The organism is Halorussus gelatinilyticus, assembly GCF_023238445.1.
GTDB classification, from domain to species: domain Archaea; phylum Halobacteriota; class Halobacteria; order Halobacteriales; family Haladaptataceae; genus Halorussus; species Halorussus gelatinilyticus.
Map to the genome: position 1 here is coordinate 3,074,290 of NZ_CP096658.1, position 14,701 is coordinate 3,088,990.

A 14,701-nucleotide genomic window follows, 5' to 3' on the forward strand; every position below is an offset into this window, starting at 1 on the left:
ACGAGAGCGTATGGGCCTTGGGCCGCGTGAAATCCCACCACAATCTGACTCTCGTGGGTACGTTCGACCACCGGACGACGCGTACGAGATAGACGAAGACGACAAGGAGTATCAACAGCACCAGGCCGTCAACAACGTTCTACTGGAACGACTCGTTGAACGAATCACAGGGCGAGGCGACTATGGTCAGACCGTCTACGACGTTAACCCGAAGGACCAGTTCTTCGCGGGCGCACTAGCGAGCCAGTACCAGTACCGCGAAGCCCAAGAGTCCGACGACGCGTTCGGGAATATCGCCACGCGAGTCGCGCCCTTCACCATGGGACTCCAGTTCAAACTCCCAGCGTCAGTTCCGGACGACGAGACGGTAACGATCAATCCTATGGCGAAGGTCTACTATCGCCGCCTACCAACCTACGAGGAGCAACAGGAGTTCGGTGGACCTGTCGGGTTCGATCCAGAGATTGCTGAAGACGACGCGCTTACACCGCCGGAGGAGGACGAAGAGTCCGAGGAAGGAGACGCCGAGGACGAAGAGTCCGGTGGGTATTCCGGAGACGACGCGTCGCTAGAGGAGCTCCGGCCAGTGTACGAACGAGTTCAGATCGAAGCTGGCCCTCTCACAGTTACTGCGGGCGATCTAAAGCAAGCCGCAAAGTCCGACGGTGAGTTGCCCCCGCTCACGGACGACGATGCGCTGATGGATGCGATGGAGACCTACCGGCAAGACGAGCGCCGGTACCGGGAGCCGAACCCGCCGGAAGAGGTCGATAGTCGTAACGCGGACAAGATTCCGGAAGCCGCTCTCGAAGACGAGGAGACTTTCGAGACGTTCTTAGAACAACGATTCAGTGGAGACACGCCGACGCCGGTGTGGGATTTCGAGATATCACTTACAGCCCAATACGACGAGGACGATATAATCGTCTCCGTCTCCTTCGTGAACAAACACGGTGTCGAGTACCCCGACGCGCTCGACCCGAAAGGCGAGGAGTGGCGGGCGTTCTTCTTCGACGTCAACTCCGACGTTTCCGTCGAGGAGACCCCGATTGAGCCGTTCGTCTCCGACGAGATCAGGAACGAGTACCACTACGACCCCGAGATGGACGGTCTCGGACGCAACTGTAGCGTCGAACGAACCGATCCCACCACGATAGAGACGGTGACCGTTCCGATTCACGAGCAGCGGAAGTATCGTAGTCGAGAGACACTTTCAGCTCCTTTCAGCGACTTCGCATGGGGGACTATCGAGACGCACTTGGACCGCATCTCTCGGGAGATGGAAGAAGCCCGGGAACAGTACGAGTCGATACGCTCCGAAGTCCTCACCGACCGGAGCGACGAAGCACGCGAGAAGTTTGACGAGAACTTAGAGGCGTTTGAGAAGGAACGACGGCGCTTTGACCAGGGCCGGAAGCTCATCCAGGACGACGTAGGCCACAGTCGAGCGGCGTTCAAGTTCATGAACCAGACGTTCGACCAGATGGGGGAGAAGTACGAGGAGTGGTACCTCTTCCAGATTACCTACATAGTCATGGCCATCCCGGACGTTGTGGCTCAAACCGAAGACATTGACGCAGAGGACCACTGCTTGGACGAGGTTGACGTGATCTACTTCCCCACCGGTGGTGGGAAGACCGAAGCGTACCTCGGCCTCGTCGTCTTCACCGCGTTCCGAGATAGACTCCGGGGGAAGGCTCACGGGACGACGGCGCTCACGAAGTTCCCCCTTCGACTCCTCTCCCTACAGCAACTCCAGCGTATCGCGGACGTCTTCGCACAAGCGGAACTGATTCGCCGTCGTGAGTGCCCCGACACGGACGAATTCAGCCTCGGGTACTTCGTCGGGAGCGGGAACACTCCGAACCAACTGATGGAGACGGATGAGGACGGCAACCTCACCGACAACATCAGTCTGGTGAAAGAGGAGGACAGTCGATACGCCGAGAAGTGGAAGATCGTGACGACGTGTCCGTTCTGTGGTGAGGACGCCGTCAAGCTGGACGGCGACTACGACCGGATGCGCCTCCTCCACATCTGTACGAACGACGACTGCGACGAAGAGGAACTCCCCATCTACGTGACGGACCGAGAGGTATATCGATACGCTCCGACCTTCGTGGTGAGCACTATCGACAAAATCGCTGTCGTCGGGATGCAACGTCGTTTCCGTACCCTCTTTGGGCGGTTGAAGAAACGCTGCCCGAAGCATGGGTTCTCGGGGGAGAGTAAGTGCCTCGTTAATGATAGCGACTATTCTCGATATCGATGTGACGAGACTGTTGAAGAAGTTGACCCAGTAGACCCACCGTCGATCTTGATCCAGGACGAACTCCACTTGCTCCGTGAGGAGTTCGGCGCGTTCGATTCCCACTACGAGACGTTCCTCCAGGAGTGGGCCAATCGTGTCGGTGACGGCTGGGACATCAAGAACGTCACCGCGACGGCGACTATCAAGGGTGCCGAGAACCAGGTTCACGCCCTCTATTGGAAGGACGTGAACACCTACCCCTCTCCGGGCCCGCTCCTCAAACAGTCGTTCTACGCGTACGAAGATCCCCACCGACTCGGTCGTCGCATCGTCGGCTCGGTCCCGCACAACGTATCGCGGACGTACGCGTTGGTCGAGGTTCTTCGTGAGTACGCTGACGTCGTCCAGCACTACCAGCGGAACCCGGACGAACTCTCGGCGGCGTTAGAACGGGAATACCACCGCACGACACCGTATGGGGAGGTCGTTGACCTCGGTCTTCCCGACGACGATTCGGAGAGACGGAACGCTGTCCTGGATATCTTGGAATACTACGATACGCAGATCGCGTACAACATCCAGAAGGTAGACAGCGACCGTCTCCAGCGTGCCGTCCCCTCCATGATCAACCCGTGGTTGGAGACGCGAGACGAAGAGCGCGACGCACTGAACTCCGTAGTGATGAGCGGTGAAACGGGTTTCGACGTCGTTCGTGATGTGTTGGAGCGTCTCGAATCGGAGAATCCCGACGATCCCGTGGACATCGTCAACGCGACGAGCATGATCTCCCACGGCGTTGACGTGGACACGCTGAACTTCATCTCGTTCTTCGGGATGCCACGACAGACGGCGGAGTACATCCAGGCGTACTCTCGTGTCGGTCGCCACGTCACGGGTACCGTCTTCGACCTGTTCAACCCGGTCCACGTCCGCGACCGCTCTCACTACACGCGGTTCGACCGGTACCACGACTTCCAGGACCTCCTCGTCGAAGCGACCCCGCTGGAACGCTGGGCCGAGTTCGCGGTGAACTGCACGATGCCGGGTATCTTCGCTGCGACGCTCCTCCAGTACTACGACGAGCAACTCGAATCCTCTGCGGGGCGCGTGTACCTCTACGACTCGTTCCGTGAGGCGCAGCGTGCAGGCGATCTCGACAAGGACGAACTCCTCGAATTCGTGAAGCGGTCCTACTGTGTCACATCCGATCAGCGCACCGAGTGGGCGGAGGACCGGACGGTCGATCTCTACGAGAGGAAAGTCGAGCAAGAGTTCGACGACATCTGGGAGCGGTGCATGTCCGGCCACCCGAAGGATGGTTACCAGGGATGGATCGGGAACATGATCGAGCGTAGTGAGGACGACCGAGGACCGATGCGGAGTCTACGGGACATCGACGAGCAACTCCCGATTGACGTCGATACGGGTACCGCACAGGTGCTAAATATGTTCGACAGGAGGCAGTGACCATGGCAGATTCAGAGATGAAACGCGGTCTGGCGCAGGTGATGTATCGATTCGGTCCCAAGTCGCTGTTCGACTACGGGCGACGGGGACTGTCGATGAAAGTATCCCGTTGGGAGACCGACAAGGTCAGCTCGCTCGACGCGAACTACGTCGCGGAACAGATCGCCACTCACGCATCCAGCTTCCGGAACGACGATGAGGACCCCTGGGTAGACCTCACGGTGGAGGACGTAGATTTCCGCCGACCGAACCGCGTCGTCGGATCGCTCTACCCCCTGACCATGTACTGTCAGAACCGGAGTTGCCACCGGGTCGTGAGTAAGAAAGAGCCCAGTCACTTCGTCTACACCAACGGGGAGTGTCCCGAGTGTGGTGGTGAACTCCGTCAACTGGCCTTCGTCCTTGTGCACGACTGCGGGAACATGATGTCGATCAATCCGCAACCCTGCAGTAACCCGGACCACGGATACGACCACATCTACCTCAACAAGCAGAACATCAACGACCCCCTCTCGTGGTACTTCTACTGTGGTGAGTGTGGCGACTTCTGTGGAAACATGTCGAAGCGGTGTACCAAGTGCCACAAGGAACGCGTGTACTTCCGTCCGATAGCGAGCAACTCCGTCTACTACTCCCAAGGCGACGTCCTCGTCAACCTTCCAATCGACCAACGATACAGCGACGACATTGAATACGGGGAGAGCTGGGCCCGCATACTGATGGCCGCCCACCTCGGTGACCTTGATGACGTCGTCGAAGAGGGGGGGAAGACCTACGAAGAACTCGGCCGGATGACGACGGACGAACGCGACGCGAAACGCCGGGAGAAGCAGATAGAGGATCTGAAGGAGAAAGTGGGCGCAGAACAGGTTGAAAAGATGATCGAGAGTGGTGTGGATCTCGGAGACGTCTTCGACGTCGCGGAGGACACGATAAAGGGTTCGACGCGAGGAGAGGTCGTCGAAGAGAACCGCGAACGTGTCGAGCTCCCCTCTCAGCGAGGTGGCGATAGCGACGTAGATCAGGCGTACTCGACGCTCTCTCACGAACTCTTCACATACCTTCGCTCGACCCAGGGATACGAAGGGAACCTAGACGCTACGGATGGAATGGAACGGCAACCCACTCCTCTGTCCCTAGACGGTCTCTTGGAGCAGGAAGATTTCCTCGAATCGAACCCGGAGGCAGAGGTATATCCGGAGAAACTCCAGAAAGTGAATATCGCGTCAGCGTGGGTCGTGGACAATCTCCCCCTGCTGAACTACACGTTCGGGTTCACACGCGACCGCCCCGAACGGTCGCGGACGGACCTACAGCCGTTCCCACATCCCCGGGGTGAGGACAGCACCCCCGTGTACGTTGACCAAACGCCATCAGAGGCCATCGTCCTCCAAGTGGACCGATCCGCCATTATTGAGTGGTTGGACGGGAAGGGCTCACTTCGCGGCGTCGAACGTCCCGACACAGACGATGAGAGTGACCTCAAAGAGTGGTTCTTGGAGAACGTGGACACCAACGAACTCCGTGACCACTACTCGCCCATCGAAGACGACCTCACACGGGAAGTGTACACGCTCCTCCACTCAATGAGCCACGCGCTGATGCGGACGGCGAGCGGACAGTGTGGTCTCGACAGCAACAGCATCTCGGAGTACGTGATGCCGAGCATCCCGGCGATTTTCCTCTACGCGAGCAGCACCGAACATTTCTCCTTAGGAGGAATGCACACACTGTTCAAGACGAGGATTCATCCATGGGTAGACGAGACTATCGCGGACGTCCAGCAGTGCGTGTACGACCCCGTGTGTGAACACGAGGACGGTGCCTGCCACGCGTGCCTCCACATGAGTGAAGTCGCTTGCGAGAGTGCCAACGGGAACCTCGACCGCCGATATCTAGTCGGCGACGACAGAGGTCGAATACCCGCGTTCTGGGAGGCAGAATACGTGTGACCGACGACCACGACGCGATTTGTACGAACTTCGCGGTAGTCCGCCAGTTCGACGACTTGGACCGTGTCGTCGCTATCCGAGACACCATCTTGGCTCTTGATCACAGCGACGTAACTCGGGCCGACGTAGATCAAGGGTTAGAAACACCGTTAACCACCCGAGAAGCGTCTGCCCTTTTCACCTGTCTTCAGAAGAACGGAGCAGCAACTCAATCGGCGACCGACGAGCGGGGTTTTGCGGCCTACACTTTCGAGGTTGATCCCTTTGAAGCAGACCGAGTACTAACCCAGCAAGCCGCAGTGATTGCAGCAGACGGTCGTTCCCCCCAGACCGACCAGGACGACGACGTCGAATTTGTGGCCACACTTCCGGGAGGATTCGAACCAACCTCCGCACAAGTCCGTTCCATTCCCGACATCGCCTCTACGATTCGCAACCAGGTGTTTGACGCCGATTCGTCGGTCCGGATCGCCAACCCGTACTTCGACCCATCACTTGAACTCGTGTCCGACCTTGCGAGTCTTCCTCAACGGGGTGTCGAGACACAACTACTGACCCGAGAAACCGCGGACGAGGAAGGCGATACACGAACGACGCTCAACAAGATGTGGGACTTGATCGACGAGGAACACCGTGACAACTTTGAGGTGCGAGATCTCTACCGATGGGACGAGAAACAGGGATCCCAGGCGTTTGCGACTCACGCGAAGATCGTAATCGTTGACGAGAGGGTTTGCTACGTTGGAAGCGCAAACTTGACCGATACGAGTCTCTCGACTAACTTTGAATTCGGCGTCGTCGTCGAAGGTGACATCGTTGAGGAAGCCACGATGGTGTTCGACGAAGTGTTCGAGTACTCATACCCAGTTGATTTGCCGATATAGTCGATATACTGCTTGCTTTGCGGGTTTACCGGCTATCCGTCTTCGATTTCGTCTGCCTTGTTGAAAACCTCAGGAGGTAGTAGGTTCCAGTAGTCGTGCTGTATACACAGCGCGTAATCTGACAGAACAGGTTTTCAGGAGAGTGAATTATTATTGAGGATGATCTCCGTTTTTAAACTCCAGATCTGCCTCACACTCAGGACACTGTAACGTATCTTTTGTATCGCCCATTACGTAGACCCCTGTAGCTCCTGCTAATGCACCAACAGCTGCGAAGGGAATAGTTCCAGAGAAGGCTGTTCCAAAAACTGCTATTCCAGAACCTATTGAGCCGAGACCTGCACCTGATAGGGCGGGAACAGCCATGCTCTTAACCGTCATATATTTTCCTTTAAGTTGAAGCAGCGTTATTTCTTCTCCACAGTCGTTACAGTCAAAATTGTTCACAAATGTTATTTCGTCCTCGTTAATCCCTTCCATATCACGGAGTGATTCCCCTAACAATAAGTATCTAGTGGAGAACTATACATTGCCCTTATAAATAAAATGAGTTAAACTCCAAGTACAAATCCTGTCTGATTTGATTGGTGACTTCATCCTCTGTGTTTAGCACACGCTTTATATCAGAACCTTTAGCATTCAACAGAGCCAGAAAGATACTTATGTGAGTAGCAAAATGGTGTTAGTACACTTACTCTCACGTACTTCGTGTCGAACACTCAAACACCGATTCCCGAGGTAACACGGTAATGCATCCGGACGCCCCACCGGACGAGTCTGACGTCCTCGAAAAAGTCGAGACTGCCCTGAAACAGGCAGTGAGAGATAACTCCGACCTAAACTGGGAGTACGGGACCCGGATCAAGCGACAGAAGTACACGTACCTTGCGGTTGAGCACTTCACCGATAGCGATGAGGCGTTCCCGGTCACGTATAGCTGGTACAAGTTCGGGGCCGTGATGCCAGCAGCTCCGAAATCGGGAACAGTCGGTCCGGCGAGCACGCAGATGCCAACACCGGATGCACGCGAGTCGGGCATATTCACGGTGGCTTTCGACGACATCGTCGATTTCTTCCGACGGAGTGACTTCACACCCGGGTTAGACGAGGACTCGTGGTACGCGAGCGACCTCGACTTCCTGGAGGCATTCTACGAATCGCACGCGCCAGAGGAGTATCGGGACTTGTACCTGGGGAACGTGGCTTTCCGACAGCACCTTGATTCTGCCTTGGAAGAGGTTCGGACGGCCCGGCGGGGATCCTCGGCAGATCGGTCTTCTCCGGTGTTCGGGACAGAGCGGTACGAGGATGTCGGGCGTGCTGCAGCTCGAATGCACCTCGGCTTGGTAGGTATCGACTTCCTGAGTCAGACTCTCGACGAGGTCCGAGAGTTTACGAATCTAGTAGAGGACGCGTTTCTCGTCCTCAGTCAGACGTGTGCTTCAGAAGTCACGGAGTCACAGGTGGCCGCGCTGGAAGAACTGAAGCAGGTCTACAACGAGTGGATCTGGGAGTATCCCGCCCTTTTGATGTCGAAAGAGACCGCGAAGGGCCCGAACGCCCCGACCTTGCGGAAGTGGTCTGCCCAGAAGCACTTCTCTGTGGAGGACAACCTACAGAAACACATCGACAGTGTTAGTCAATCGTGTGTGGATGTAGGTCTAGTTCCGAGCTCAGATCAGTACCCAGAACACGACGACGATGTGGAAACTATCGGTCGAGCAGTCGCGCTCCAGGCGATGCGTCGAGATGAGTGAAATTGTACCCGCAGCGGACGTAGAGGACGTATTCACCGATACCTGCGTGTTGTTCGCTTACGCTGTCGAAGGGGAGGCAGATGCAAGAAAGCTCTTCGAAGACTCCACCCTCGACAAAGTAGCCAGCGAGCGCATCAAACGTGAATTCGTCTCGGTAGCTGATCGGCACCAAGACATCCACCGCGAGCTTCTAGAGTTTGCTGCGACGGACGATCTGGACGAGTACGAGCCCACTGACCTGCACCAGAAGAACGACGTTCGGTACGTCATTGATCTATACTCCGACCTCACCGATATGGACGATGTCGAAGTGGTTCGTCGATTGAACGAACTCATCAACCGGCTGGAGAAGGCGAGAGACGAACTCTTCGAAACCGATGGAGTTCTCACTATCCTGCCCCTTGATGGAGTTGACGCTCAGCTGGTTGGCCTGCTACGTGGTGTCGTCGAGAACGAAGACGATATCCGAGTTCTCTGTGATGCAGCCGCGTGGAGCCGGAACGGCGGCTCGGGTACATTCCTCACCGAAGACACTGAAGACCTCTTGGGAAGCGACGAGGATGGAGGAAATGCTGTAGAAGGTGATGAAACGGGTGAGAGCGGTGATAGTCTCCCCGACTCCTTCGCGGATTTCTTGGGCTCAGAAAACAAGTCCGTACCGGAGCGAATCAACGACCAGATAGTAAGTCGCTACGACACGGACTCAGCGTTACAGATTCTCTCGATAGAGGATTTTCTCACTATCGAGGCTAAGTGAGAGGCCCTTACCGAGACTCAGCAACAATCTGTCTAATCATCTCTCGTGCCTCGTTCTCTGACAGTCCTTCGAGCTGCACGTTCGTCAGTGCGTGATTGAACCGCCGTGTCGTCTCGTCTATGACACGCGACGGTTCGTCTGCGAGTTCGTCACACATGGCTCGTACAGCGGGCTGGTAGCGCGCGAACCAGCGGTCGAACACCTTGTTGACCATCGTCTGGTTGGCAAAGACCGCGTCAGTCGTCGAATAATCGTCGCCACGCGAAGTGAGCTCCGCGATCCACCAGAGCCGGTGGATGGCGTTTGAGTACAAGTCGGAGCCCGCACCGAGGAACTTCTCTCTCATCGCCTCCTCGGAGCGATACTCCCAACGGTGCCGGACGAGATCGGGATACCGCACTACTGCCAGCCAGTGCCAGAGGCCTGGATCGCCGGCGGTTCGTCTTGTGACGTCGAGACCGCGGTGGATCTCTTCAGCGAGTGCGCCGTCTATAGCTGTGTCGTACTCGGGGTACTCCTCTAGCACCTGCTCTACCGCCGAGTCGATCCTGTCGAGATCGGCTGTCGGACGACCCGGCATGGGCTCAACGTACTCTGTCAGTTGTTCGTCGGTGATCGCCGCCTCGCCCTGCATGAACGATTCACCAACGAGGCGACGTCCATCTTCGGTCAGTCGATGTAATTCTGTTTCGGTCACGTTAGATCTGGAGGCCTTCCTCCATGAGATGGATCAGCTGCTCTCGGGGATCTATGTACTCCTGAAGTTCGCTATCGATTCGCTGCAATACGTGGGGAAGGGTTTGCGGGTCAGAGAGGTCGTCCTTGAGACGGTGCGTCGCTTCTGAAACGTCACTAGTTTTGTAGAGGTTACTAGCAAACGTCTGGAGCACCATCTCCTGCCACTCGTGTTCAACCTCGCCCTCTACGTCTACAGCACTCCCAGCACGAACAAGGAGTTGTACCCACACACCGTAGCTCACCTGGTCGAGTATCACGTCACGCATCCGCGCCTCGGCCCCGACAGATCCTCTACTCTGTAGTACCTCGGCAATACGGGGATGATCGGAGTTGATCCACAACTTAGGACGACTCTCGTTCCGGAAGTCAAGGTAGTAGAGTTTGTTCCCATCCGGGAGGTGAGCGTTTTGTGAGAAACGCACTTGCTCACCGTCAATTGCGGCTCGCTCGTCGTCTTTGGGTCCATCAACGACGACGTAGTACAGCGTCCCACTGGCGACGCGGAAGTTCTTCTGGTTGGCGTACTCGTTCGAACCATCTCTCGGACGAGATTCGGTACGAACGAGATACGGACGAAGTTCGACCGTACCCCGGACAGTACTCTTCGGGACTTCTAGCGTTACGTCGTATTCCCCTGGAGTCGTAGGTGCCTCGGAGATGACGCCCCGATCACGGTAGATCGTCTCGTGGCAGCGAATAGTGACGTAGAGTTTGGCAGGGGGGCGTTCCCGTTCATCTTGTGGAAAGACCGCCTGAACCGTCTCCTCGGGTAGTCGAAGTTTACCGTTGAGAGTGATGGTCTCCCAGTCCGGATCGCCACTGCTGTCAGAAGACGACACTGCCGATGCGAGGTCTATCTCAGTCTGCCCTGGCTTCAGGTCAAGCGCTTTTCGATTCCCCTGGTCAACAGCGAAGGAGTCAAGTTCAAAGTCTACTCCTTCGTCTCGGTAACTGAACGGAAGTACCGTACTACGGTGTCGCTGGGAACGTCGGCTCACACTTAGTCCTCCTCCGGTGTCTCCAACTCCGCGAGTATCTCTAGTTGCGTCGCGCCCACGTCACCGTGCACTAAGTCAGCGGCACCGTCTGAATGAGAACGACCAGTGAACGAGATGTCTCGAACGTTTTCGTCGGCGACCAGGTGAGCCCGTCCCTCGTCGTACGACACGGTTACGTCCGCTTGTTCGATCTCAAGGTGGTGGATAGGGATGTCGTCGTAACGGGATCCGTCCTCACCGACACCAGTGAGGGAGATGTCTGCACTCCACCCCTCGAACTCCTCTGGGAGCACTTCAATTCGACCCGAGATCGTCCACGCGTCGCCATCGTAGTGGGACGAGCTATCGATCTCGAAAACAGGGTCAGCAGGTGATGTCGTGGACCGTGGATTTCCGCTCCCGTGAATCGGGAATCTGTTCAGAACGTTATCGGAGAGGGTGTCGCCGTTGCTTCCCTTCGAAATCAGGTGCCGAAGACCGTCACGCAGCGTTCCGAACATGTCGTCAAGTGCCGTCCGGAATCCACGCTGGTACTGCTCGCGGAGGTTCTCGGTGGATTCCCACTCGTCGTGCTCAGGCGGTTCGGCGAACCGCAGGAACCGGTCGATCTCTCGGTCACTATCTGATGGGGACCCTTCCGACCGTGCTTCGCCGGCTGCTAGTACGCCGAAGAAGTTCCGATCACCGTAGGCGACACGACTCTGGTCGTAGTACTTGACCACCATCCCCGCACCCCGGAACAGCGCGACGTTATTCATGTACGTATCGTCGTCTGCAGGAGATGCGAGGCGAGCCGATAACCGTACCGAGCCGTCGGGTGTCTCGGTCCCATCGGCACGAGGCGGCAGATCGACCGGGATGCCGAGTCCGGCAACGTCTCTGGGGTCAACCAACGTCTGAGCGTCTGTAGTCCTCTCGTCGTAAGCCTCGACGAACGGTCGAATCGCCGGGACACTCTCGACGTCGGCCGTCATTGTCTCGTCGGGCGTTTCGACCGTGATTTCGAGGTCACCCCGATAGATCGCTGGCCAGAAGTACTTGACAGAGGCCTCAACGAACTCCTGTGCGAGGTCTTCGACGTCTGGTCGCTCGTCTCGCGTCGGGTCCTGAAACTCGACGACCATAGCGCTCGTCCCGCTAACAGCGGGCCGTTCCACGTGAAGTCGTTCTGCCAGCCTTGACGCCCTCTCACCCCAGAAGGACTCCGGGCGGGGGCCATCGTCCGTCTCGATAGGCTGGCAGAGCCACCCCGCACCTTGGTACGTCGTTTCGTCCTCCGGTAATTGGTGTGTGGGGAACTTAGAGCGGGCGATGAGTCGCGGGGAATCGTCTTCGCACTCTCTGTGTGCCAGATGTGAGTTAAAGACGACTGTCGAAGCGCCCGAGAACGTCCAGAGCACGGACTTACCGAGGCCGTACGAGCCGCCGGCGGTGTCGTCTTGCTTGCTGCTGTAGAGTTCGTCTCGGACTAGCGCGGCGTAATTCGAGTCTTCGTCCCAACTTCCGGTCAAGCCGGTCGTGTTTCTGTCTTCGACGACGAGGAGGCGGAGTTCGGCATCGGGGTCGTTGACTCGTTCGACGACCCGTTCGTAGCGATGGCCATTATGTGTGTCTGCGACTGCTCGCATTCGTTCACCGAGTCCATCGTCCCAGCCGAGTCCGTCAAGGAAATCCTCTTTTTCGTCACCTGTGAGAGTTACGAAACGGAACGTCACTTCGACTGGATCGCCGTTTGGGAGGCCCTGATCGTTCGCGTTTTGGAGGACCTCACGGACGAACGCCTCGGAGTCGTGGTCAACGGCGTGTTTAGTGGGATCGTCGCCGTAACGTGGCGCTCCTGGCCCACCACTGAAGAAGAACCACTTGGCCGCTTCGTTGATTTGAACCTGCTCCTGATTCATGTGATAAACCGTTTGTTTGTACGGAACTGCGACCACATAGTTAGTATTACTGTTACGCGTCGATGAGCCCCGTTAGTCGGAACCGGCAGAGGTTCTAGTCAGGGACATCGCCGTACTTGTCGCGCGGTACGAGGTAGTCGGGACGATGTCGTTGCCGAACGTTTATGTGACGATACGCAGGAAAGGAGGTTATGAAGGTAGCCGCAGTGGATCTGTTCTGCGGGGCCGGCGGACTCAGTTATGGCCTCCAGCAAGCCGGCGTCTCGGTCGTCGCAGGGATTGACCAAGATCCAGACTGTAAGTACCCGTACGAACAGAACATAGACGCCGAATACGTACGAGCAGACGTCCACGCGTTGGCACAGAACCCCGAACCAATCGCACAGATGTATCCATGGGATGCGGATCTAAAGGTCCTCGCAGCATGCGCGCCTTGTCAACCGTACTCCACGATGGGACACTCAAAGGGAGATGGCCACGAGGACCATCAAAAATGGGGGCTGCTAAACGAGGTATCACGGATCGTAAAATACGTCGAACCGGACGTGGTCGTCACCGAAAACGTACTCCAAGTGAAACAGGAGGATGGCGTCTACGACGCGTTCGTCGAGAGCCTCGAATCCCAAGGTTACCACGTCAACAGCGACGATAACAAGAACGTCTACTGCCCCGAATACGGGATACCACAGAAGCGGAAGCGGTGGGTGGTCATGGCGTCCAAGCAGGGACCCCTCTCTTTGCCCGACCCTCCGATTCAGAACGAGAACGACTACCCGACGGTTGAAGACACGATTGATCACCTGCCACCAATCGAAGCAGGAGAAGTTAGTGACGTGAACGACGTGCATAGAGCACGTTCTCTCTCGGAAAAGAACCTGGAGCGTATCGACAACATGGAACCCGGTGGAGACTGGACGCTCTGGGAAGAGCCAGACCTCAACCACCTCCTCGCAGACTGTCACCGGAAGGCGAGTGGACAGTCGTACAAGGCACCCTACAGCAGGATGAGGCCCGACGAACCCTCTCCGACGATCACGACGCAGTTCTACAATTACGGGAGTGGTCGCTTTGGCCACTACGATACAGACCAAAATCGGGCACTCTCGATCCTTGAGGGAGCACTGCTCCAGACGTTCCCGGAAGACTACGACTTCTACGACGAGTGGGAGGACGTCGGCGTGTCAAATCTGGGCCGGATGATCGGTAACGCAGTCCCTCCGAAGCTCGGTGAGTACATGGGGAAGGCAATCCTCTCGCACGTCGGTGCGGCAGCGCCGTCTGTTGAGTCCACTGTCGCCGACGACTAAGAGAGGACCTATGTTGTCTAAAGCGGAGCGCCGATTTCAAGCAGACCTGCTAGAATGGGGGGAAGAGAACCGCCGCGAGTACCCTTGGCGAGAATCTGACCGAACACTGTACGAGGTGTTTATAGCGGAGTTCTTCCTGACTCAGACGCCGGCTGACAACGTCGCAGCGGTCTATCCGAAGTTCCTGGAACGGTTCCCCACGCTGGATGAGATATCGAAGGCCAGCGAGGACGAACTCATCGAAGCTATCGAGCCTCTCGGATTCCAAAACATGCGCGCAGGGGCGCTGAAGCAAATTTCCTCTGCACGTGACCACCTACCCACCGAGCCAGAATCGCTGATGGAGCTTCCGCGAGTGGGCCAGTACGTGGCGAACGCCACGTTGTGCTTTACCGGTGATGACCGGTTGCCGGTACTTGATAGGAACGTGGAGAGGGTCTATAGTCGGGTATTTCGAGACACGTGGCCCGAGACAGAAGCGGATCAGCTGACGTTCACGCAGAGACTGGTACCTGACGAGGCCCGTGCATACAATCTCGCTCTGCTTGATTTCGGTGCTCTAGTCTGTCAGACTGAACCGCTATGTGAGCGATGTTTCGCCAACGAGTATTGTGTCTACTTCCAAGAATCAGCATAATATCGGCCTCTAACCATTGAATCCGTGCTCTATTCAAATATTCGCTGCAGTC

11 protein-coding genes are annotated in these 14,701 nt (G+C 56.8%); 7 read left to right on the top strand and 4 right to left on the bottom strand.

What is annotated here, in order from left to right:
• Nucleotides 1-10 precede the first annotated feature (10 nt).
• The 3 genes from M0R88_RS15735 to M0R88_RS15745 are packed head-to-tail and all read left to right on the top strand — an operon-like array spanning nt 11 to nt 6,554.
• Nucleotides 11-3,718, top strand: a complete 3,708-nt coding sequence (locus M0R88_RS15735; protein WP_248654392.1) for a helicase-related protein — start codon at nt 11-13, stop codon at nt 3,716-3,718.
• Between the two features lie 2 nt (nt 3,719-3,720).
• On the top strand, nt 3,721-5,670 hold the full coding sequence (locus tag M0R88_RS15740) for a DUF1998 domain-containing protein (protein ID WP_248654393.1): 1,950 nt from the start codon (nt 3,721-3,723) through the stop codon (nt 5,668-5,670).
• Nucleotides 5,667-6,554 carry a phospholipase D-like domain-containing protein gene (locus M0R88_RS15745; protein ID WP_248654394.1) on the top strand — a complete coding sequence of 296 codons (888 nt, stop codon included), beginning with the start codon at nt 5,667-5,669 and terminating at the stop codon, nt 6,552-6,554. The genes M0R88_RS15740 and M0R88_RS15745 overlap by 4 nt, the downstream gene beginning before the upstream one ends.
• A gap of 150 nt (nt 6,555-6,704) precedes the next feature.
• On the opposite strand, the gene M0R88_RS15750 is transcribed toward M0R88_RS15745, so the two are convergent.
• Nucleotides 6,705-7,034 carry a hypothetical protein gene (locus M0R88_RS15750; protein ID WP_248654395.1) on the bottom strand — a complete coding sequence of 110 codons (330 nt, stop codon included), beginning with the start codon at nt 7,032-7,034 and terminating at the stop codon, nt 6,705-6,707.
• Between the two features lie 269 nt (nt 7,035-7,303).
• On the opposite strand from M0R88_RS15750, the gene M0R88_RS15755 reads away from it, so the two are divergent.
• Complete coding sequence (locus M0R88_RS15755) at nt 7,304-8,311, top strand: DUF8098 family protein (RefSeq protein ID WP_248654396.1); 1,008 nt, start codon at nt 7,304-7,306, stop codon at nt 8,309-8,311.
• A complete protein-coding gene (locus M0R88_RS15760; protein WP_248654397.1) occupies nt 8,304-9,068 on the top strand; it encodes a DUF8169 family protein in 765 nt (254 codons plus the stop codon). Before M0R88_RS15755 ends, M0R88_RS15760 begins: the two co-directional genes overlap by 8 nt.
• A gap of 7 nt (nt 9,069-9,075) precedes the next feature.
• Here the strand turns inward: M0R88_RS15760 and M0R88_RS15765 are convergent, their stop codons facing one another.
• The 3 genes from M0R88_RS15765 to M0R88_RS15775 all read right to left on the bottom strand — a co-directional run bounded on the left by M0R88_RS15765 (nt 9,076) and on the right by M0R88_RS15775 (nt 12,705).
• Complete coding sequence (locus M0R88_RS15765; RefSeq protein WP_248654398.1) at nt 9,076-9,702, bottom strand: DUF6339 family protein; 627 nt, start codon at nt 9,700-9,702, stop codon at nt 9,076-9,078.
• A 64-nt stretch (nt 9,703-9,766) separates the two neighbouring features.
• Nucleotides 9,767-10,804, bottom strand: a complete 1,038-nt coding sequence (locus tag M0R88_RS15770; protein WP_248654399.1) for a hypothetical protein — start codon at nt 10,802-10,804, stop codon at nt 9,767-9,769.
• A gap of 2 nt (nt 10,805-10,806) precedes the next feature.
• Complete coding sequence (locus M0R88_RS15775) at nt 10,807-12,705, bottom strand: hypothetical protein (protein WP_248654400.1); 1,899 nt, start codon at nt 12,703-12,705, stop codon at nt 10,807-10,809.
• Nucleotides 12,706-12,896: 191 nt separating this feature from the next.
• On the opposite strand from M0R88_RS15775, the gene M0R88_RS15780 reads away from it, so the two are divergent.
• Together M0R88_RS15780 and M0R88_RS15785 are read left to right on the top strand one after the other, a co-directional pair.
• A complete protein-coding gene (locus M0R88_RS15780) occupies nt 12,897-14,012 on the top strand; it encodes a DNA cytosine methyltransferase (protein ID WP_248654401.1) in 1,116 nt (371 codons plus the stop codon).
• Between the two features lie 10 nt (nt 14,013-14,022).
• Nucleotides 14,023-14,649 carry an HhH-GPD family protein gene (locus tag M0R88_RS15785; RefSeq protein ID WP_248654402.1) on the top strand — a complete coding sequence of 209 codons (627 nt, stop codon included), beginning with the start codon at nt 14,023-14,025 and terminating at the stop codon, nt 14,647-14,649.
• The last annotated feature ends 52 nt before the right edge of the window (nt 14,650-14,701 follow it).